The following is a 20,228-nucleotide window of genomic DNA, read 5'->3' as shown; positions in this document are numbered from 1 at the left end:
AACGTTCGGCGTCAGATGATGCGCTTGCTCGCCTCTGGAAATACAAGTCAGATTCTGGCCTGCCCATTACGCAAGAGCGAGAAGCCATGGCTCCAATGGAGGACCTCCTGGAACCTCTCGTTGAGAAATCCGGAGCAAGTGTGCTCGCTTTAGTTTCTACGGGAGAGAATTTGCGCGAGTGGATCTTCTACTCCCGGGTGCGCGGGCTGAAGCCACACCGAGAAAGCATGAGTGCCCGCATCCCGGCGCCTGGGACCGCGGGTGCTGCTGGGGTTGCGGATGGAGGTGATCGTCTCGAGTACGCGCGCGGGCGCCGGCGATTCGGGCGTTCGCGCGTTTCGGTTACTCGTCCTTCATTCACGATCCATCCGCTTCGTCGTTACAGCCCCCGACGATCTCATGACGCCTTTTGCGCGGCGTATCCTTTGCGGTGAAAGTAGTTCGCGTTGAAGAAGGCGAGAATGAGGTCGCGATAGAGCGCCGGCGGATAGCGCGGCGGGTTGCCGGGTCCCGTGCAACTTGGCAGACACTCGATCGCGGATGCCGGGTTCGGGCTGTAGAAAAAGGCGATCGAGTAGCGGTCGCTGCCCGAATCGTTGAGCACACCGTGAGGCGTGGAGACGAACCGGTCGTTGGACCAGCGCTTCATGAGGTTGCCTAGGTTGACGAGCAACGTCCCCGGAATCACGGGCGGAGGCAGCCACTCGCCGCTCGGAAGCCGCACCGCCAGGCCTGGCACGTCCTCGCGCGCGAGCAAGGTGATGAACGAGTTGTCGGTGTGGGGCCCCTGGCCGAATTGCTCGTCGTCTTGGCTCTCCTGGGGCGGGTAATGGAGAAAGCGCAGATTGATGTGCGCCTCGTTATCGAACAGGGGCGCGAAGTGGCCGGTCGGCATGTCGAGGGCGCGGGCAAGCACAGGCAACATCTGCTCGCCCACGTGCTCGAGGGCTTTGAAGTACCGAATCATGGCAGCACGCATCTGCTCATGGCCCTCGGGCCATTGGTTTCGCCCGCGCAAGGGCGTTGCTCCCGCCATGACGTCCGGATGATCGGCGCTGCGGTCGTGGCTGATGAAGAAGCTCTCGTTGTAGTTCGGCCGGGTAGCCTTGTGAACCGTCGAAGCACGTTGCATGCTCTGGTTGACTGGCAGGTAGCCGATGTTGTTCTCGTTGATCTTGAGCCGCATCTTGTCTTCGAGCGGCTGCGCATGGAATTCCCGCGAGGCCGCGAACGCATCGTCGATAATGGCCTGCGGCACGCCGTGGCCGGCCAGGTAGAAAAAGCCGACATGCTCGCAGGCATGGCGGACCTGTGCCGCCACAGCATCGAGTCCGGCGGGTTCCTCTCGGAACGCGGGCCCGAAGTCGATCACTGGAATCGACCGCGTCGCCTCCTCGACACTCGTCACCGCCATCGCCTTGAAGATATTCATCGCGTCACCGGACAGACATGGAATCGAGATCGGCGATAGTCTGCTCTCGATGCCGGGCTATCGGCAAGCCTCATGAACGCTTGTAAGTCGAATCCGCGCGATAGCCCAGGAAGGGGGACTCGAGCCATTCGCCGGCTGTTTCGCCGTGTTGGCCGATCGCAAGTTGCGCGTCAGGCGACCCTGATCGAAACGCTCCGTCGCCAGCGCTGGTTGCCTCTATCGGAGGCGAATGCACGGCAGGCGCACGCGCGACAGACATGATGACGGAACCGAGGCTGCGAACGGGCCTTGAGATGCAGGCAGGCCCGCCGGCGCGGCAGCACCGGCGGGCCGAGCGACGTCAGTCGAGCTCGCGATGCACGAACTCGACGATCTTGTCGATGCAGGCGATCGAGGCGGCCGACTTCGGATCCTTCTTGACGAACGCTTCTCCCACGCCCTCGAAGAATTGCTGCTCTACGCGGCCACCCGCCTTGCGGTAAGCCGCGACGAAGTTGTCGAGATAAGGGCGCGGGTGCGCGATGTCCGCGGTGCCCTGCAGATAGATGACCGGCGGCATCGAGCCCTTTTCGCCGCGCTCGAGCGCACGCGCCACCGCACCGTCGGCCATGGCTTGCTCGCTGCCCCAGTATTGCTCGTGGGCCTCGATCCAGCGTTCGGCGAGCTCGGCGCCCGGCTTGGATGTGCCCTTGAGCCCCTTCGCGTACTCATAGCGGCCGAGCGGATCGATTACCGGCCAGCACAGGATCACGCATTGCACAGCGGCATCGATTCCGGCCTTGCCGGCCAAGGGTATCGACGCGTAGCGCGGATCGGCATGGCGAAATGCGCCCATCATGACCTGCTGGCCACCGCTGGAGATGCCCATCACGCCGATGCGATCGGCGCGAGCCTTCCAATCGCCGGCCCGCGACTTGAGCCACCGAATCGCGTAGTTGATGTCCGCAGGAGCGCCGTCGTGGCCGGCATCGGGCGGCTGGCGGAAATCCAGCGCAGCGACCACCACGCCGCTTCGAGCGAGTGGATCGTTGATCGGGGTGTCGTCGGTCCGGTCGCCGCGGGTCCAGGCACCGCCGTGCACATCCACGACGATCGGGAAAGGTCCTTCGCCCCGCGGCTTGAACAGGCGCATGAGCAGAGGCTTGGCGCCGTGCCGAAGGTATTCGACGTCCTCGACATCGATCTCGTAACGCGACAGTACGCTGGCCATGAGTGTGCTCCTCCAGGAAACGGCGATCGGCTGCATGCGCCCGCCCGGGCGCAGCTTCCGGAGCCGCGGCGCGTCCGCGCTACGTCCTCGTAAGAGTAATGGATTGAGGGATGCTTGTGCGCGGTTGCCGGCGCTTCGTTCCGATCGACGCTTGCGACTCGCCTGCCCACAGTCGACGCAGGCCAAGCTGCAGCGAGCAATGCAGAACATCCGGCTGATCGCGTAGGCGATCAGCGAGACCTTCGCTCGACTGCGTGATGGTTTTCCTGCACGGCGTTCCGTCGAGTGTCTTTCTGTCCAAAATATTTACAGATATCAACGACAAACTCGCGATTGCCGGCATCCGTATTGCATACTGAATCGCAAAGGAGCGGTGCCTGGAGCCCGCGACGCTCGGCCTCTTGGGCCTCGGCCTTCCCGGGCTCGCCGCCGCCCGCCGCCGGCGCACGGCGTAACGCACTCGCTCCGAATCCTCCGGCGACTCCACGAATCGCGGCCGAATCGGTCGCGATTCGTTTTCGTGCCTACCTGCATCGCGCCCGTCGCCGCTTCCTTCGTCGTGTCGCCCCTTTCCTCTTCCTGATCCGTGCGCCTGCCCGGGCGGCCGGGACGCTGTGCTACGCTTCTTCCGAACCTCCGGAGGACGCGATGCCGAAGTTCTGTGCGAACCTCACGCTGCTTTTCAACGAAGCGTCGTTTCTCGATCGATTCGAGCTGGCGGCGAAGGAAGGCTTCGAAGGCGTGGAATACCTGTTTCCTTACGCCTATCCGAAAGCGCAGCTCGCCGAAAAGCTCGCCGCCCATGAGCTGCAGCAGATTCTGCACAACATGCCCGCGGGCGATTGGGAACAGGGCAGCCGTGGCATCGCCTGCCTGCCCGATCGCGTCGGTGAATTCCAGGACGGCGTCGGCCAAACGATCGAATACGCCACGGCGCTGCGCTGCAAGCAGGTGAACTGCCTGGCCGGCATCGCGCCGGTGGGTGCCGACCCGGAGCGCTGCAGGCGTACCTTCGTCGACAATCTCGCGTTCGCGGCGCCGAAGCTTCAAACCGCGGGCATCCGGCTCCTGTTCGACTTCGTCGACCGTATCGGCTATCGCGGCTGGATCGGCTGCGAGTACAAGCCGAAGACCACGACCGTCGCGGGCCTGGGCTGGATCCGCCCCCATTTGCCCAAGCGCTGAACGATGTTGCGGCCGATCCCATGACCTCGCAGTCGATCGCCGTCGATCCTTGCACCTTGTTGCGGCGAATGTTCGATGCGGCCGTTTCGGCCGCGCTGCCGGAGCATTGTTTGCCCGCGCACTTGCCCCGGCCCGGCTCCGGACGCACTATCGTCGTGGGCGCTGGCAAGGCGTCCGCCGCGATGGCCGCGGTGCTCGAGCAACATTGGCCGGACGAGCTCTCGGGGCTGGTCGCCACCCGCTACGGCCACGCGCTACCGTGCCGGCGCATCGAAATTGTCGAAGCGGCGCACCCGGTGCCCGATGCGGCCGGGCGCGCGGCCGCCGAGCGCATCCTTTCGCTCGTGAGCGGGCTCGATGCCGAGGATCTCGTCATTTGCCTGCTCTCAGGGGGCGGCTCGGCGCTGCTCACGCTGCCCGCGGAGGGCGTGAGCTTCGAGGACAAGCAGGCGGTCAATCGATCGTTGCTGCGCTCCGGGGCCAACATCGCCGAGATGAATTGCGTGCGCAAGCATCTTTCGCGCATCAAGGGCGGACGGCTCGCGGTCGCGGCGTACCCCGCGCGCGTGGCGAGCCTGCTGATCTCCGACGTGCCAGGCGATGATCCGGCCGTGATCGCTTCGGGACCGACAGTGGCCGATCCGACCACCTACGCCGATGCACGCGCGGTGCTGGAGAAGTACGCCATCGCGGCGCCTGCCGCGGTTGTTGCGCACCTGGAGCGCGCGGCGGACGAGACGCCCAAGCCGGGCGATCCACGCCTGCGCCGCGCCGAATGGGTGATGCTCGCAACGCCCGAGGATGCCCTCACCGCTGCCGCCGGCAGCGCGCGCGATGCCGGCGTGACCCCCGTCATTCTCGGCGACAGCATCGAAGGCGAAGCGCGCGAGGTGGCTCGCGTGATGGCGGCAATCGCACGCCAGGTCGTGCGCCACGGCGAGCCGGTGCCGGCGCCGTGCGTGCTCCTTTCCGGCGGCGAGACGACCGTGACCGTGCGCGGTAACGGCCGCGGCGGCCGCAATGCCGAGTTCCTGCTCGCACTCGCCCTTGCGCTCGACGGGGAAGCGAACGTGTACGCCCTGGCGGCCGACACCGACGGCATCGACGGCACCGAGGACAATGCCGGCTGCATGGCAACGCCGGACTCGCTCGCGCGCGCCCGCGCGCTCGGCCTGGATTCCAAGGCGATGCTGCAGGCGAACGACGGCTACACGCTCTTTGCCGCGATCGACGGTCTGGTCTCGACCGGGCCGACGCTCACCAACGTGAACGATTTCCGCGCGATCCTGGTTCTGCCGCAGGTGTAACAGCGCTAACGCTTTGTTGCACTTCCTGTGTGGTCATGCGCCGTGGCTTTGGCGTTAAATGGCATGCGTCAGTCGGCGAGCTTGCGGTAAGTGACCTGCCGCTCGCTCCCTCACCCCCAACCCCTCTCCCGGAGGGAGAGGGGAGCGCAGTGCGGAAAGCGGCTTGTCAGCCACTTTCCGAACGTTCGATAGGAAAGGAAGCTGCCATGAAGCTACGTTACATAGTCGGTGCAGTCGGAATCGCGTTGGCCTCGGCCGCCGTCGTGCCGGCCTATGCGGATGGGGGCGACCGGCATCGCCGTGCGGATCATCGCTGGTACGACCGGGGCGGCGATACTCGCGGCGTGCGGATCCACCGCGACGACGATCGCCGGCGCGTCACGACGCGCAGGGTGATCGTCGAGCGCCACCGCCCGCCGGTGCGGGTGGTGGAGCGCAAGGTCGTGGTCGAACGTCCCGTATACGTCGATCGGCCGGTGTACGTGGAACAGCCCCGATACGATAGCGGCTACGGCTATGACTATGGCTATGGTTACGACAACGCCGGATACGCTTACCCGCCGCAGTACCACTCGGATCAGCGCTCGGTGATCGGCACGGTGGGCGGCGCGGTCCTCGGCGCGGTGATCGGCAACCAGGTCGCCGACCGCCATAATCGGGCGGCAGCCACCGCGGTCGGGGCCGTCATCGGCGGGGTGCTCGGGAGCGGGTTCTAACGACGTGTGCCCGCCTGGCGGGCACACAAAGCTCCCCTCTCCCTCCGGGAGAGGGGTTGGGGGTGAGGGAAGTTGTAGGCATAGCGCATAATTTCCCTCACCCTCGATCCCTCTCCCGAAGGGAGAGGGAAGACAAGCGTAGCGATTGCGACAAACCTGTCCGGAAAGCGATCGACCGCTCGGCCCGCTTGCGCGCGTCGGCGGCTACACGCCTCAGCAACCGCGAAAGTTCGGCGCCCGCTTTTCCATGAACGCCTTCACACCTTCCTTCGAGTCCTCGGTCTCGCGGCACAGGTTCTGCGCGTAGGTCTCGTATTCCAGCCCGGCGCGCAGGTCGACCTCCTGGTTGTGGTAGATCGCGCGCTTGGCAAGACGAATCGCGATCGGCGGACCCGCAGCGATCTTGCCGGCAAGCTCGTAGGTTTTCGCCATCAGCGCCTCGGGCGCAGCAATCGAATTTACGATACCGAGCTTGTACGCCTCCTCGGCATCGATCACGTCGCCGGTGAAGATCAGCTCGCACGCTTTCGCAATGCCGACCACCCGCGGCAGGAAATAGCTGCCGCCCCAATCCGGATGCAGGCCGCGCTTGACGAACGCCTGCGAGAACTTGGCGGCGGTCGATGCGATCCGCATGTCGCACGCGAGCGCGAGATTCATGCCGGCACCCGCCGCCGGTCCGTTCACCGCCGCGATGATCGGTTTGGGGCAATCGCGCATGGCGAGGATGGTCCGGTCGCGGCTCGGCGCGATCTTGTCCTCGAACGAAGCCGCCCCGCCGGCACGATCGCGCTCGCTCATGGATTTCACGTCGCCGCCGGAACAGAATCCGCGCCCGGCGCCGGTGATCACCAGGACACGCACCTCTTGGTCGGCCGACGAGCGCAGGATGGCGTCGTGCAGGTCGTCGCGCAGCGAGTCGCCGAGCGCGTTCAAGCGATCCGGCCGGTTCAGGGTGAGCGTCGCGATCCGGTTCTGCACGTCGTAGAGCAAGCATTTATACGCCATGGCGATCCTCTGTCGTTCGATCGGTGGCCCGTCGCGTGAGGTCGCGCCGTGCAACGAAACCGAAGCGACGCATGGTCCTTAAGCGAACGGGGTCAGGAGCCCATAAGTCTATCGATCTCCTGCTCCGAGGGAAATCGTCCCGTGTCGTAGCGCGAGTACTTCAGCGCGCCGTCGACGGTGATGTCGAACTGGCCGGACTTTCCCGGCTGAAGGTCGATGCCGGAGACGCCTTTGGCCTGCAGCGCGTCCCTCACCCGGAGGGCGTGCGGCAGGTAGCCTCAGGCGCTGCAATATTGAATGAGCACGTTCATGCAAGTTCTCCTCTGTATCGAGTGCTGCTGGTTGCGACGCCGAAGCTCAGGAAGAGACGCCACGATACCAGCATGGTGGATTGCGCTATCGAACCGGCGCGGCATCTCTTCCCTCACCCCCAGCCCCTCTCCCGGGGGGAGAGGGGAGCGTCGGGCGGGCCGCTCATACGCGATTCGTCGGTGCGTGCGCGCGCTATGCTGATGCGCCGCCTCCGAGGCGGCCGTTGCTGCGCGCTATGGTAGAGCTTCCGTCGCTGCCCGCAAAGCGGCGACACGCGTCCTATAATCGCCGCTGCGGCGCGCGCGACACGCCTGCAACGCGCCGCATACGAACGGGAGGGGATCATGAGCGATACGATCGATGCAATCACGCTCGCAAGCTGGTTGCGCGATGGCGACGAGCTGGCGTTGATCGATGTGCGCGAAGCCGGTCAGTTCGGCGAAGGCCATCTGTTCTTCGCCACTTCGCTACCCTACAGCCGACTGGAGCTCGACGCAGGCCGGCTCATTCCGCGCCCGGGGACACGGATCGTCGCGCACGACGGCGGCGAAGACCGGCTTGCGCGGCTCGCCTGCGAGCGGTTACGCGCGCTGGGCTATGACAACGTGTTCGTGCTCGCGGGCGGAGCGCGCGCCTGGGTGGCTTCCGGGCGTCCGATCTACAAGGGCGTGAACCTGCCGAGCAAGACGTTCGGCGAGCTCGTCGAGCACGTCTACGAAACGCCGCGGGTCAGCGTGGCCGAGCTTCACGCGATGCTCGAGCGAGGCGACGACGTGGTGGTGCTCGACGGGCGTCCCTTCAGCGAATACAGCAAGATGAGCATTCCCACCGGGACCTGCTGCCCGAACGGCGAGCTACCCTATCGCGTCGATGCGATGGTCGCCAATCCGAACACGAAGATCGTCGTCAACTGCGCCGGGCGCACGCGCAGCATCCTGGGCGCCCAGACCTTGCGCAACTTCGGCGTGCCGAACCCGGTCTTCGCGCTGGAGAACGGCACCCAGGGCTGGTATCTCGCCGATCTGCCGCTCGACCGCGGCGCCGATCGCAAGTATCCGCCCATCGCGCCCGGCACCGATCTCTCCGCTTTGCAGGCCCGGGCGCAAGCGCTCGCCGAATGCCACGGCGTGGGCTACGTCGAGGCCGAAACGGTGGCGGGCTGGATTGCGGATGCAAGCCGCAGCGTGTTCCTGTGCGACGTGCGCACGCCCGAGGAGGTTGCGGCGGGCTCGATTCCGGGCGCGCAGCTTGCACCGGGCGGACAGCTGATCCAGTCGACGGATCAATATGTCGGCGTGCGCAATGCACGCATCGTCGTGTTCGATTCCGATCTGGTGCGCGCGCCCGTTTGTGCCAGCTGGCTTGCGCAGATGGGCCATGAGGTGCATGTCCTGCGCCAGGGTGCTGGAGCCAGGTTGAACGTGCCGTCCGGACCGCAACCGCGCCTTCCTGCCTTGCGCTCGCTGCCGCCCTCGGCGCTGTTGCCATTCTTGCGCAGTGGCTGTTTGCTCGATTTGCGCGCCAGCGCGGCATATCGCAAGTCGCATGTCGAGGGCGCCGTGTGGAGCATCCGGCCGGTGGCCGCTTACTTTGCCGCGGCCGACAAGCCGATCGCGCTGCTCGCGGACGATGCGCGCGTCGCCCAGCTTGCCGCCATCGACCTGCTCGACGCCGGTGCCACCGACGTGCGGGTCGTCGAAGGCGGCCTGTCGGCTTGCGAGGTGGCCGGCCTTGCCATGCTCGCCACGCCCGATCAACCCGCGGATTCCGAGCGGATCGACTTTCTCTTCTTCGTCCACGATCGCCATGAAGGCAACAAGGCCGCCGCGCGCGCCTACCTCGAATGGGAAACCGGATTGCTGGGCCAGCTCGACCAGCACGAGCGCGCGAGCTTCCGCTTGCCGGCAAGCACGCACTGTTAAGCGTTCGAAGCTCCCCTCTCCCCCCGGGAGAGGGGCTGGGGGTGAGGGATGTGGTGCGCACGGCGCATAATTTTCCCTCACCCTCGATCCCTCTCCCAAAGGGAGAGGGAAGACAAATTCAAACCTTCCAAGGTGGGCTGCCATGGCACTTCTCGATCGCATCGGAATCGACCTGAGCCGCAAGATTCGACTGGAAGAGGGCATCGAGCTCGCGGCGCGGCACGGCGTGCGCTTCATCGACGTGCAGTTGGACGCCGGCGAAAACGCGATGGAGCGCTTCGACGAAGCCCGGGCGTCTGCCGTACGTGCGGCCTGCCAACGCCACCGCATTGCGCTCGGCCTGCACACGTCTTCGGCGGTGAACGTCGCAGAGTACGCGCCGGTGATGGCCGACGCGGTCGACCGTTACCTGCACGCGTATCTCGATGCGTACCGCCTGCTGGATGCGCGCTGGGTCGTGATCCACGCCGGCTATCACTTCACCGACGACAAGGAAGTGCGCATGCAGGCGGGCCTGGAGCGCATCCGGCGCATCGTGGCCGCTGCCGAGCAGAGCGGGGCGATCCTGTATCTCGAGAATCTCAACAAGGAGCCACAGGCCGCCGAGGTGCATTACCTCGCGCACACGCTCGAGGAATGGCGCTACTACTACGAGCGGATCGATTCGCCGAGCTTTCGCTTGTCGTTCACCGTCAATCATGCGCACCTGGTGTCCGAAGGCGTCGACGGATTCGTCGATGCACTGGATTTCCGTCGCGTCGGAGAGGTGCGCCTGGCCGATTGCTTCCGCAACGGCCATGAGGTTCACCTGCTGCCCGGGCAGGGCGATCTCGATTTCGGCCGGATGTTCGAGCGCATCGAAGCCGCCGGCTTCAGCGGTCACTACACCAACGCATTCGGAACGCTCGACGACATGTTGGCGGCGCGTGCGGGTCTCGTTGCCATCGCGCGTGCGGCCGGAGTGAGTGTCGATTGATCTTACAGTTGCTCGCCGCGCAGCTCCCGATCCCACGTTGTGCTCGTCGCTACATCGGCGTAGTTGCGCCCGCGTGCGACTGTGCTGCGTGAGCGGGTACGCTATTCGCTTTGTCACGTCCAAGAGAAACGACGCAGGAATGCCACAACCGGCTTCGGCTGGGGCAATCGTGGATCGGACTTTATTGACACTCGTATGGGTCGTTGTGCAGCATGTTTCGAAATGGCGTCGAGTATGGGCATTGAACAAGCCTTCACCTTGACGCCGGCGCGCCGATAATGGCAGCAGGCATCGGTTTAGTAGCGTCGGCGCGACACAGGAGCGTTGTTACATGTTGACGTTGAGCAAGCGGTACCTGGAGCTGGAGCAAGCCGCGCATCGGGGAACCGGCGGCGTGAGCAGCGAGAATCGGCACCTCGGATTCGTCCCGGCGTTCATGGATACGCGCACAGGCAAGGTCTATGGCTGCACGTTTGCCGACGGCCGCCCGGCGGCGTTTCATGTCCTCGACGGATTGCCGGACGAATTGGTGGTCGCCCGCGATCGGTACGGACGCCCGTCGCAAGTGGTGGGCACCGTGATTTCGGGATTCACGCTGGACAGCCGTTTCTACACGCGCGAGCAAGCCGCGGCGCAAGTCTCGCGCAGCGAAGCGTATTCCGACAGCATCGCGCACTGAAACGCGGCACCGCGCACGACCGGCGCGCAACGCGCGCGCCGAGGGCTTCCTTCCCTCTGTTCCCTGTTTCGTGTCGGAATTCGGCTGACAAGCGCGTCGGACGGGATCGCACGTCTTACTTGAATTTGATCGCGATCGAGCGCACGGTGTAGGCGTTGCCGCCGGGCAGCGTATGCGTATACGGCCCGAACGCGAACGGCGACGGGTAGTACCAGTACGGATAGCCGTAGCCGTACCAGCGATCGTAATACCAGGGCAGATACGCCGGCCACGGATCGTACATGACGACCGGCGGCTGATAGACGCTGTTGCTTTCCTGCACGATGATCGCGTCCGCCCCGATCTTTGCTGCACGCTCGCGCGCATCCTCCAGCACCGAGGGCTCCGGTTCGCCGGGAATGCCCTGCGACTCCAGTTTCGCGATCTCGACATAGGGCCGGTCCGGCGGTTTGAGCAGGATCTGCACCGACTTGGTGGGCGGATACTGCTTGTCCGGGTCGAGCATGACCACACTGGTGGTGGTGGCGCACGCAGCGAGCAACGCGACGAGAAGGATGCTCAGGTAAGTGGCGAAGATTCGCATGGCGTTTAGACCCGGATCGACGCATTAGAATCCGAAAACATCGGGCTCGACAAGCGCCTCGGGCGCGAAACGAATGGGTGAGACCTCGCAATTCGACGCAATCGTGATCGGCGGCGGGCATAACGGCCTCACCTGTGCGTGTTATCTCGCGCAAGCGGGCCTGAAAGTCGGCCTGTTCGAGCGTGCCCCGGAGGTCGGTGGCGCTGCGATCACCGAGGAGTTCCATCCCGGATTTCGCAATTCGGTTGCCGCCTATACCGTCAGCCTGCTGCACCCCAAGGTCATCCGGGACTTGAGCCTCGATCAGCATGGGCTTCACATCGTGCAGCGGCCGATGGCGAATTTTCTGCCGCTGGCCAACGGCGATTGCCTGCGCATGGGGCCAACCGATGCCGATGTGCGTGCCGAGGTCGCCCGATTTTCGTCGCGCGATGCCGAGCGATTGCCGGCCTACCAGACAATGCTGGGCCGCGTGGCCGATACGCTACGCAGCCTTGCGGTCCGGACGCCGCCGAACGTGGGCGGCGGGTTTGCCGACCTGGTGGCCGGGCTTCGCACCGCCTATGAGCTGCGAGGGCTCGACATGCCGGCGCGGCGCGACCTGCTGGATCTCTTCACCAAGAGTGCCGGGGACCTGCTCGACGCGTGGTTCGAGGGTGCGCCACTCAAGGCGTGCTTCGGTTTCGACGCGATCGTCGGCAATTTCGCCAGCCCCTATGCCCCCGGAACCGCGTACGTGCTGTTGCATCACGTATTCGGCGAAGTGAACGGCGTGCGCGGCGCCTGGGGTCATGCGATCGGCGGGATGGGGGCAATCACGCAAGCGATGCGCCGGGAAGCCGAACGACTCGGTGTCGCGATTTTCACCGGGACGCCGGTTGCAAAAGTCAACGTGGTGCGCGATCGGGCATGCGGCATCGCGCTCGATGATGGCCGTGAGTTCGAGGCGCGCTGCGTGATCTCCAACCTCAATCCGCGGCTGCTCTACCTGCAGCTGCTCGATCCGGCCCTGCTCGATGCCGACTTCCTGCGCCGCATGCGCGCCTATAAGTGTGCTTCGGCCACGTTTCGCATGAATGTCGCACTGTCCGAGCTGCCGCGCTTCGAGTGCGCCCCACAGCCCGGCCCGCATCATGGCGCCGGCATCATCATGGCGCCTTCGCTTGCGTACATGGAGCAGGCTTATGCAGATGCGCGCGCGCAAGGCTGGTCGCGGCAACCGGTGGTCGAGATGCTGATACCGAGCACGCTGGATACGAGCCTCGCCCCCGAGGGCCGTCATGTGGCGAGTCTTTTCTGCCAGCACTTCGCGCCGCAACTGCCGGACGGGCGCGACTGGGATGCCGAACGCGATCGGGCCGCCGACCTCGTGATCGATACCGTGACGCGCTACGCGCCGAACTTCCGCGGCTCCGTGATCGCGCGCAGCGCGCTCTCGCCCCTGGACCTGGAGCGGCGCTTCGGGCTCGTGGGCGGCGATATTTTTCACGGCGCATTGACGCTCGACCAGCTGTGGGCGGCGCGGCCGGTGCTCGGCTACGGCGCCTATCGCGGACCGATCGCGGGACTTTACATGTGCGGCGCCGGCACCCATCCCGGGGGCGGCGTCACGGGTCTGCCCGGCATGAATGCGGCGCGCGAGATCCTGCGCGACTGGCGAAGGCTGAAGCGATGATGCGCTTGCCCGGGTCCTGGATCGGACGCTGCGCGGCCGTGTTGTGCGTGCTGCTGGCGTTGGCTGCCTGCGGTGGCAAGGAACCGAAACTGCCGCAGCTCGGGCCCGACGACGTGGTGCTCGCATTCGGCGACAGTCTCACTTTCGGCACCGGCGCACGCGACGAGGAGAGCTATCCCGACGTGCTCGCCGCGCTCATCAAGCGCAAGGTGGTGCGCGCCGGCGTGCCGGGCGAGGTGACGGCCCAGGGCTTGCGCCGGTTGAGCCAGGCGCTCGATACGCACCGGCCGAAGATCGTGCTGTTGTGCCTGGGCGGCAACGACATGCTGCGGCGGGTGAACGACGCAACCATCGTCGCCAATTTGCGCGCGATGATTGCAGCGGCGGGAAGCCGCGGCACGGCGGTCGTGCTGCTCGGGGTGCCGCGGCCGGCGCTGTTCGGCGGATCGGCGACCTTTTATGCCGACCTCGCGGACGAATACGGCCTGGTGTACGAGGGCGAGGCGATCAACACCGTGCTGCGCGATCCCGGGCTCAAGTCGGACCCGATCCATCCCAACGCCAACGGCTATCGGCGCATCGCCGAGGCCGTCGCCGCGCTGCTCAGGCAACACGGTGCGTTGTAGCGCGATGCTCGACGATCACTTGCTGGCCGAGCCGCTCGGTCAGCTTGGGCGCGATGGCAAGAGCGATGGGGCCGTGCGGCTCAAGCGGTTTGATCCGCCTGGCCTTTGCGCGCACGCGGGCCCGTGTACAGATCGGGCCAGCGCTTGAGCGTCTCGGGGCTCGTCGGCGTATACATGTGGCAGGTATTGAAGACGAAGGGTATCTCCCCCGGCTGGCGCGGGCGGCGCCGGCGCGCCACGTTGGTCGTCTGGTACGCCACCGTCGCGATGCGTCCCAGGAGCTCCCACTGGTGGGTGCAGCCGTTGGGCCCGCCGATCGCGTCGCGCAATTCCTTCAGCCAGCCGCGCCCGATGCGCTTGCCCTTGAGCGCCGCGAACTTGGGCGTGATGTCGCCGCACGGGGCGAACGGGCCGGCGTCGGTGACCGCGACCGCGTCGTGAATGTGCATGTCGATGTCGATGGTGATGCGGAGCCACATGTCATGGGCGGGCTCGCCGGCGGCGAGCGCCGTCGCGCCGCCGCGATCCTTCCAGGTATAGGACTTCATGTCGGTGAGATGGCCTTCGATGTCCCAGAGGCCGTCGTCGCGCTCGTAGCCGCGGCAGTCGATGCTGCGGGTATGCATGAGCTTGCGTGCGGTTGCTTTCGGCAGCGGCATTTCGTTTCCTCGTTCTGCGCCTGCGTGTGTGTGAAGTGAGCGTTGCTATCATACGCGACGGAGCCGCTTCATGAACGATCCGCTTACCGAAGAGAAACTGGCGCGGCTGCGCGGGATGCAGCGCCTTGCCACCGCGCTGCTCGTCGCCATGCTGGTGCTGCTCGCGCTCAGTGTGGCGTTCGAAGATTGGCATCCATGGCTCAAGTGGGTGCAGGCGTTCGCGGCTGCGGCCACCGTGGGCGCGATTGCCGATTGGTTCGCGGTGGTCGCCCTGTTTCATCATCCGCTCGGACTGCCGTTGCCGCACACCGCGATCGTGCCTCAAAACAAGGATCGGATCGGCGAGAGCCTCGGTCATTTCGTCGAGCACAACTTCCTCACCGCGGAGAACGTCGTGCGCAAGCTCGAGGAGCGAAACTTGAGCCTCGAAGGCGCGCGCTGGCTGGCGCGCCCGGAGAACGCGGAGGACATCGCGGCCCGTCTGTGCACGTTCATACCCGGCATGCTGAACGCCCTGGGCGACGAGGACGTGAAGCGCCTGTTCGACCGTGCCATCAGCTCGCAGATCCGCAAGATCGACGTGGCGGACATGGCGAGCGGCATGCTGGGGACGCTGACTGCCGGCGGACGTCATCAGGCGCTGCTCGATCGTGCGCTGCGCTCGATGGAAAGCTGGCTGGCCGCGAACGAGGCGATGCTCACGGAAAAATTCAGCGCTGCCTCGAAATACACGCCGCGCGTTTTCGATCGCTACGTCGTGTCCAAGTTCATCGCCGGCATCATCGCACTTTCGCACGAAGTGGCGCAGAACCCCGGGCACGATATCCGGCGCCAATTCGATGTCGCGACCGAACAGTTCATCGACAAGCTCGCCACTTCGCCGGAATACCGCATGCATGCCGAAGCGCTCAAGCAGGAGCTGCTGACGCACCTGGAACGCGAGAAGTACTACCAGGTCGTGTGGGAGGATATTCGGGAGCGGCTCAAGGCCGACGTTGCGGCCGAGCACTCGCTCATTCGCGGGCACATTTGCGAGATCGTGCGCAAGCTCGGGACGGGTCTCGCCGAGGACGAGGCACTGCAGGCGAAGCTCAATGCCTGGATTCTGCATACCGTGGAGCGCTCGGTGGTGCGTCACCGCCACCAGGTTTCGGGCCTCATCACCGAAGTGGTGCGCGGTTGGGACACGCGCGAAGTCACGCAGAAGATGGAGCTCGAAATCGGCAAGGACCTGCAGTACATCCGCATCAACGGCACGCTGGTCGGCGGGTTGGTCGGTCTGCTGCTGCATGCCGTGACCGAGCTCTTCTGAGAAACACGTCAACCACACCACCTGTCTCGGGGGAGGTGTGGTCTGACGTCGCAGCCGACCACCCCGTCCGCGACGCGGTCGCGTCCCGCCCCTCCTCGACGAGGAGGGGAGCGCGTGCTTCGACGAGGAGGGGAGCGCGTGCTGCTTCCCAGTCTCTCACGAGGATGAGGCGGGGAGGGTCCAAACGTTCCCCTCCTGACAAGGAGGGGCGGGACGCGACCGAGTCGCGGACGGGGTGGTCCGACGGCGACTTCCGGGAACGACGTGGTCGGTCGCCTCAGGCGGCCTTCGCAGCCAGCGCGCGAGCCACGCGCGAGCCGGTGGGTCGGCCGAGATGATCGCAGATGAATCGACCGGCCTCGACCAGCTTTTCCATGTCGACGCCGGTCTCGATATCCAGCCCCTGCAGCATGTAGAGCAGGTCCTCGGTGGCGAGGTTGCCGGTCGCGCCCTTGGCATAGGGACAGCCGCCGAGACCGGCCACCGAGCTGTCGAACACGGCGACGCCGCATTCCATCGCGGCGTAGGTGTTGGCGAGCGCTTGGCCGTAGGTATCGTGGAAGTGCCCGGCGAGCTTTTCGATCGGAACATGGCGCCCCACCGCGTCGAAAACTGCCCGCGTCTTGCCCGGCGTACCGACGCCGATGGTGTCCGCGATGCAGATTTCGTAGCAACCGAGCGCGTACATGTCGCGCGCCACCGCGCTCACCTGCTCCGGTGCGACGTCGCCTTCGTAGGGGCAGCCGAGGCAGACCGAGACATCGCCGCGCACGCGGATGCCGTGCTCCAGCGCGTGCACACAGACTTCACTGAAGCGAGCGATGCTCTCGGCGATGGTGCAGTTGGTATTGCGCTTGGAGAATGTTTCGGTCGCGGCGCCGAAGATCACGATCTCCTCACAGCCGGCGGCAATGGCGGCGTCGAGCCCCTTGCGATTGGGTACCAGCACCGGGTAGCTGACGCCGGGCTTGCGTTCGATCCGGGCAAGCACTTCGGCGGCATCGGCAAGCTGCGGAATCCACTTCGGCGAGACGAAGCTGGTGGCTTCGATCACCGGTAGACCCGCTTGCGTGAGCCGGTCTATCAGGCCCACTTTGACTTCGACCGGGACGATTTCCTTCTCGTTCTGCAGGCCGTCGCGTGGCCCGACTTCGAACAGGCGCACCTTGCGCGGAAGGCTCATCGCTTCGCTCCTTCGTTCGGCCGTACCCACGCAGGCAGTCGCTTCTCCAGGAAGGCGGCGATGCCTTCCTTGCCTTCGCTTCCCGCCCGCACTGCTGCGATTGTGCGCGCCGTGTAGTCCTTCATGGCCGTGTCGATCGGGCCGTGCGCGACCCGCGCGACCAGCGCCTTGCTGCGGGCGATCGATTCCGGCCCGCCGCGCAGCATCTGCTCGACCAGCTTGCCGATGCGCGCATCCAGCTCGGCCGCATCGCACATTTCATGCAGCAGCCCGATGCGCAGCGCTTCGGCCGCATCGATGCGCTCGGCGCTCAACATGTAGCGGCGCGCATGGCGCTCGCCGATCGCCGCCACCGCATAGGGACTGATCATCGCCGGCACGAGCCCCAGGCGCACTTCGGAGAACATGAATGCCGCCTGCGGCGTGCCGAGCGCGATGTCGCAGGCCGCGACGATGCCCACGCCGCCGCCGTAGGCCGGACCGTGCACGCGCGCGATCGTGGGCTTGGGCATCGTATCCAGCGCCGCCAGCAGCTCGGTGAATTCGAGCGCATCGCGGTAGTTCTGCGCCTCGTCGTAGTCGGCGGTGCGCTGCATCCAGTTGAGATCCGCGCCGGCGCAAAAGCTCTTGCCGTTGCCCGCGATCACCAGCACGCGCACGTCGGGATCGGCCGCGACTTTCGCCAGCCCCGCCTTGAATTCGGCGATGGTGGCCTCGTCGATCGCGTTGTGCAGATCGGGGCGATCGAACGTGAGCGTGGCCACGCCGTTGGCAGCAGTATGAAGCAGGACGCAGGCTGAGCTCATGGTTGCGATTATAGTCGTGCGCTCACATGCGAAAGACGCCGAAGCGCGTCGGCTCGACGGGCGCGTTGGCGCTCAAAGCCAGGCCCGCAGCCAGCATGCGGCGGGTATCGGCGGGCTCGATGATGCCGTCGTCCCACAGCCGCGCCGTGGCGTAACAGGCATGAGATTGGCGCGCATACTGCTCGGCGATCGGCTGCTTGAAGCGCGCCTCGTCCTCTTCCGGCCATTGCCGGCCTTGCTTCTCCAGTGCATCGCGCCGCACCTGTGCGAGCACGTTTGCCGCCTGTTCGCCGCCCATCACCGAGATGCGCGCGTTCGGCCACGTCCACAGAAAGCGCGGCCCGAACGCCCGACCGCACATGCCGTAGTTGCCCGCGCCGAAGCTTCCGCCCACGATCACCGTGAATTTCGGGACTTGCGCGCAGGCCACTGCCGTGACCATCTTGGCGCCGTCCTTGGCGATGCCGCGGCTCTCGTATTTCTCGCCCACCATGAAGCCGGTGATGTTCTGCAGGAACACGAGCGCAATGCCGCGCTGGGCGCACAGCTCGATGAAGTGCGTGCCTTTGAGGGCGGATTCGGAGAAGAGAATGCCGTTGTTGGCGACGATACCGACCGGGTAACCGGCGATGTGGGCGAAGCCGCACACCAGTGTGGCGCCGTAACGCTGCTTGAACTCGTGCAGCTCGGAGCCGTCGACCACGCGCGCGATCACTTCGCGCATGTCGAAGAGCTTGCGGCTGCTGGTCGGTATCAGGCCGGCGAGCTCGGCGGCATCGTACAGGGGCGGATGCGCCTGCGGCGCGGGCGCACGCGCGTCCGCGACGCGACGGTCGTGACCCTGGCCGGCATTGAGATGGGCGACGGCGCGGCGCGCGATCTCGAGCGCGTGCGCATCGTCGTGCGCGAGATGATCGGCCACGCCCGAGGTCTTGGTGTGCACGTCGCCGCCGCCGAGCGTTTCGGCATCGACCACTTCGCCGGTCGCGGCCCGCACCAGCGGCGGCCCGCCGAGAAAGATCGTGCCTTGATTGCGCACGATGATGGTCTCGTCGGACATCGCAGGCACGTAGGCGCCGCCCGCGGTGCACGAGCCCATGACGACAGCGATCTGCGCGATGCCGCGTGCGGACAGCGTCGCCTGGTTGTAGAAGATGCGCCCGAAGTGGTCCCGGTCGGGAAAGACTTCGTCCTGGCTGGGCAGGTGCGCGCCGCCGGAATCGACCAGGTAGACGCACGGCAGCCGGTTCTCGGCCGCGATCTCCTGCGCGCGCAGGTGCTTTTTCACCGTCAACGGGAAATAGGTGCCACCCTTCACCGTCGCATCGTTGGCGATCAGCACGCAGTCGACGCCTTGCACGCGCCCGATGCCGGTGATGATGCCCGCGGACGGCACCTGGTTGTCGTATAGATCCCACCCGGCAAGCGCGGAGAGCTCGAGGAATTCGCTCCCCGGGTCGATGAGGCGAGCGATCCGCTCACGCGGCAACAACTTGCCGCGGGCGCTATGACGTTCGCGTGCTAGAGCGTCCCCGCCCATCCGGACGCGAGCGTGCTTGTCGCGTAGGTCCGCGACTATCGCCTGCATCGCAGCCGCGTTTTCGCGGTACTCGTCCGAGTCCGGGCGCAGGCGCGACTTCAGTACGCTCATTACCAGCCGCCGGTCGCGAGCCAGCGCTCCACCTGGTCGAGACGGTCGGCACCCCAGAACGGTTCGTCGTCGACGATGAAGTAGGGCGAGCCGAACACGCCGCGCGCCATGGCAGCGTCGATTTCGGCGCGCAGCCTGTCCTTGACGCCCGCGTCGTTCAACCCGGCCAGCGCCTGTTCGCGCTCGTGGCCGCACTGCGCCGCGATGTCGGCACAGGTCGCCGGGTCGGAGATGTCCTGGTCTTCGGTGAAGTAGCCGCGATAAAGCGCTGCCGCAAGCCGCTTCGCACCCTGTGGATCGGCGCCTTGCACCCACAGCATCAGGCGCGCCGCCGCCTGGGTGGGGATAGGAAATTTCGAGGGCAATTTGAACGCTATGCCCATGAGCCGCGCCGTGCGCGCCATGTCGCGCTCGGAATAAGGGCCCTTGAGCGGAATGCTGGCGAGCGGCGCGCCGCCGGTCACCCTGAACACGGCGCCGAGGAGAACCGGATGCCAGTTGACAGTGCGGCTGTGCCTGGCCGCGATCGCGTCGATGCGGGTGCTTGCAATGTAGCCGTAGGGCGAGGAGAAGTCGAAGTAGAACTCGATCGGTGCCGGCATCCTGTCCTCTTCCTGTTCCCTGTTACTAGTGTCCCGAGTCAGAAGTTCGTCACCCCCGCGAACGCGGGGGCCCAGGTGGAGTCTCGTTCTGGATTCCCGCTTGCGCGGGAATGACGAATTACGACGAATTCAAGATTCACCACACTAGAGCCGTTCCACGGCCATCGCAGTCGCTTCGCCGCCGCCGATGCACAGCGACGCCACGCCACGGCGCAAGTCGTATTTCTTCAGGGCTGCGAGCAGCGTGACGAGGATGCGTGCGCCCGAGGCGCCGATCGGATGGCCCAGCGCGCACGCGCCGCCATGAACGTTCACTTTTTCGTGCGGGAGCGCCAGATCCTGCATCGCCGCCATGGTGACCACGGCGAACGCCTCGTTCACCTC

21 protein-coding genes are annotated in these 20,228 nt (G+C 65.8%); 10 read left to right on the top strand and 11 right to left on the bottom strand.

Annotated features, from left to right (window positions below; translation table 11 throughout):
* Positions 1 to 397: 397 nt before the first annotated feature.
* Both GEV05_17665 and GEV05_17660 read right to left on the bottom strand, forming a co-directional pair.
* On the bottom strand, positions 398 to 1,432 hold the full coding sequence (locus GEV05_17665; GenBank protein MPZ45183.1) for an isopenicillin N synthase family oxygenase: 1,035 nt from the start codon (positions 1,430 to 1,432) through the stop codon (positions 398 to 400).
* Between the two features lie 340 nt (positions 1,433 to 1,772).
* Positions 1,773 to 2,852: an alpha/beta hydrolase fold domain-containing protein gene (locus GEV05_17660; protein MPZ45182.1), complete on the bottom strand. Its 1,080-nt coding sequence runs from the start codon at positions 2,850 to 2,852 to the stop codon at positions 1,773 to 1,775.
* A gap of 149 nt (positions 2,853 to 3,001) precedes the next feature.
* Here GEV05_17660 and GEV05_17655 point away from each other — a divergent pair, with 149 nt between their 5' ends.
* From GEV05_17655 to GEV05_17640, 4 genes are all read left to right on the top strand, one after another.
* A complete protein-coding gene (locus tag GEV05_17655; GenBank protein ID MPZ45181.1) occupies positions 3,002 to 3,097 on the top strand; it encodes a VPDSG-CTERM sorting domain-containing protein in 96 nt (31 codons plus the stop codon).
* A 193-nt stretch (positions 3,098 to 3,290) separates the two neighbouring features.
* A complete protein-coding gene (locus tag GEV05_17650; protein ID MPZ45180.1) occupies positions 3,291 to 3,827 on the top strand; it encodes a TIM barrel protein in 537 nt (178 codons plus the stop codon).
* A gap of 20 nt (positions 3,828 to 3,847) precedes the next feature.
* Complete coding sequence (locus GEV05_17645; GenBank protein MPZ45179.1) at positions 3,848 to 5,134, top strand: DUF4147 domain-containing protein; 1,287 nt, start codon at positions 3,848 to 3,850, stop codon at positions 5,132 to 5,134.
* 35 nt (positions 5,135 to 5,169) lie between these two features.
* The gene (locus GEV05_17640; GenBank protein ID MPZ45178.1) at positions 5,170 to 5,850 is read left to right on the top strand and encodes a glycine zipper 2TM domain-containing protein; all 681 of its coding nucleotides are present in this window, start codon (positions 5,170 to 5,172) and stop codon (positions 5,848 to 5,850) included.
* Positions 5,851 to 6,063: 213 nt separating this feature from the next.
* Here GEV05_17640 and GEV05_17635 read toward each other — a convergent pair whose 3' ends face one another.
* Positions 6,064 to 6,858 (bottom strand): enoyl-CoA hydratase/isomerase family protein, encoded by a 795-nt coding sequence (locus tag GEV05_17635; protein ID MPZ45177.1) that lies wholly within the window; start codon positions 6,856 to 6,858, stop codon positions 6,064 to 6,066.
* A gap of 92 nt (positions 6,859 to 6,950) precedes the next feature.
* On the bottom strand, positions 6,951 to 7,130 hold the full coding sequence (locus GEV05_17630; protein ID MPZ45176.1) for a hypothetical protein: 180 nt from the start codon (positions 7,128 to 7,130) through the stop codon (positions 6,951 to 6,953).
* A gap of 384 nt (positions 7,131 to 7,514) precedes the next feature.
* Between GEV05_17630 and GEV05_17625 the strand changes: the two genes are divergently transcribed.
* From GEV05_17625 to GEV05_17615, 3 genes are all read left to right on the top strand, one after another.
* Positions 7,515 to 9,092, top strand: coding sequence for a sulfurtransferase (locus tag GEV05_17625; GenBank protein MPZ45175.1), 1,578 nt, complete (start codon positions 7,515 to 7,517; stop codon positions 9,090 to 9,092).
* 142 nt (positions 9,093 to 9,234) lie between these two features.
* Positions 9,235 to 10,068: a TIM barrel protein gene (locus GEV05_17620; GenBank protein ID MPZ45174.1), complete on the top strand. Its 834-nt coding sequence runs from the start codon at positions 9,235 to 9,237 to the stop codon at positions 10,066 to 10,068.
* Between the two features lie 331 nt (positions 10,069 to 10,399).
* On the top strand, positions 10,400 to 10,747 hold the full coding sequence (locus tag GEV05_17615; protein MPZ45173.1) for a hypothetical protein: 348 nt from the start codon (positions 10,400 to 10,402) through the stop codon (positions 10,745 to 10,747).
* A 115-nt stretch (positions 10,748 to 10,862) separates the two neighbouring features.
* On the opposite strand, the gene GEV05_17610 is transcribed toward GEV05_17615, so the two are convergent.
* Positions 10,863 to 11,330, bottom strand: a complete 468-nt coding sequence (locus tag GEV05_17610; protein ID MPZ45172.1) for a hypothetical protein — start codon at positions 11,328 to 11,330, stop codon at positions 10,863 to 10,865.
* A gap of 73 nt (positions 11,331 to 11,403) precedes the next feature.
* Between GEV05_17610 and GEV05_17605 the strand changes: the two genes are divergently transcribed.
* Together GEV05_17605 and GEV05_17600 are read left to right on the top strand one after the other, a co-directional pair.
* Positions 11,404 to 13,005: an FAD-dependent oxidoreductase gene (locus GEV05_17605; GenBank protein MPZ45171.1), complete on the top strand. Its 1,602-nt coding sequence runs from the start codon at positions 11,404 to 11,406 to the stop codon at positions 13,003 to 13,005.
* Entirely contained in the window at positions 13,002 to 13,631 is a 630-nt protein-coding gene (locus GEV05_17600; protein MPZ45170.1) for an arylesterase, read from the top strand. The genes GEV05_17605 and GEV05_17600 overlap by 4 nt, the downstream gene beginning before the upstream one ends.
* Positions 13,632 to 13,711: 80 nt before the next feature.
* On the opposite strand, the gene GEV05_17595 is transcribed toward GEV05_17600, so the two are convergent.
* Positions 13,712 to 14,290, bottom strand: a complete 579-nt coding sequence (locus GEV05_17595; GenBank protein MPZ45169.1) for a DUF2889 domain-containing protein — start codon at positions 14,288 to 14,290, stop codon at positions 13,712 to 13,714.
* Positions 14,291 to 14,360: 70 nt separating this feature from the next.
* On the opposite strand from GEV05_17595, the gene GEV05_17590 reads away from it, so the two are divergent.
* Entirely contained in the window at positions 14,361 to 15,602 is a 1,242-nt protein-coding gene (locus GEV05_17590; GenBank protein MPZ45168.1) for a DUF445 family protein, read from the top strand.
* Positions 15,603 to 15,879: 277 nt separating this feature from the next.
* Here the strand turns inward: GEV05_17590 and GEV05_17585 are convergent, their stop codons facing one another.
* The 5 genes from GEV05_17585 to GEV05_17565 all read right to left on the bottom strand — a co-directional run.
* Positions 15,880 to 16,785: a hydroxymethylglutaryl-CoA lyase gene (locus GEV05_17585; GenBank protein ID MPZ45167.1), complete on the bottom strand. Its 906-nt coding sequence runs from the start codon at positions 16,783 to 16,785 to the stop codon at positions 15,880 to 15,882.
* Positions 16,782 to 17,591 (bottom strand): enoyl-CoA hydratase/isomerase family protein, encoded by an 810-nt coding sequence (locus GEV05_17580; GenBank protein MPZ45166.1) that lies wholly within the window; start codon positions 17,589 to 17,591, stop codon positions 16,782 to 16,784. The genes GEV05_17585 and GEV05_17580 overlap by 4 nt, the downstream gene beginning before the upstream one ends.
* A 22-nt stretch (positions 17,592 to 17,613) precedes the next feature.
* The gene (locus tag GEV05_17575) at positions 17,614 to 19,242 is read right to left on the bottom strand and encodes a methylcrotonoyl-CoA carboxylase (protein ID MPZ45165.1); all 1,629 of its coding nucleotides are present in this window, start codon (positions 19,240 to 19,242) and stop codon (positions 17,614 to 17,616) included.
* A complete protein-coding gene (locus GEV05_17570; protein ID MPZ45164.1) occupies positions 19,242 to 19,844 on the bottom strand; it encodes a 2-hydroxychromene-2-carboxylate isomerase in 603 nt (200 codons plus the stop codon). Before GEV05_17570 ends, GEV05_17575 begins: the two co-directional genes overlap by 1 nt.
* Before the next feature lie 144 nt (positions 19,845 to 19,988).
* Positions 19,989 to 20,228: acetyl-CoA C-acetyltransferase (locus GEV05_17565; protein ID MPZ45163.1), on the bottom strand; the 240-nt coding region annotated here is incomplete at its 5' end.

This window comes from Betaproteobacteria bacterium (genome assembly GCA_009377585.1).
In the GTDB taxonomy this organism is placed as follows: Bacteria; Pseudomonadota; Gammaproteobacteria; order Burkholderiales; family WYBJ01; genus WYBJ01.
This window is presented reverse-complemented; position numbering and strand designations above follow the sequence as displayed.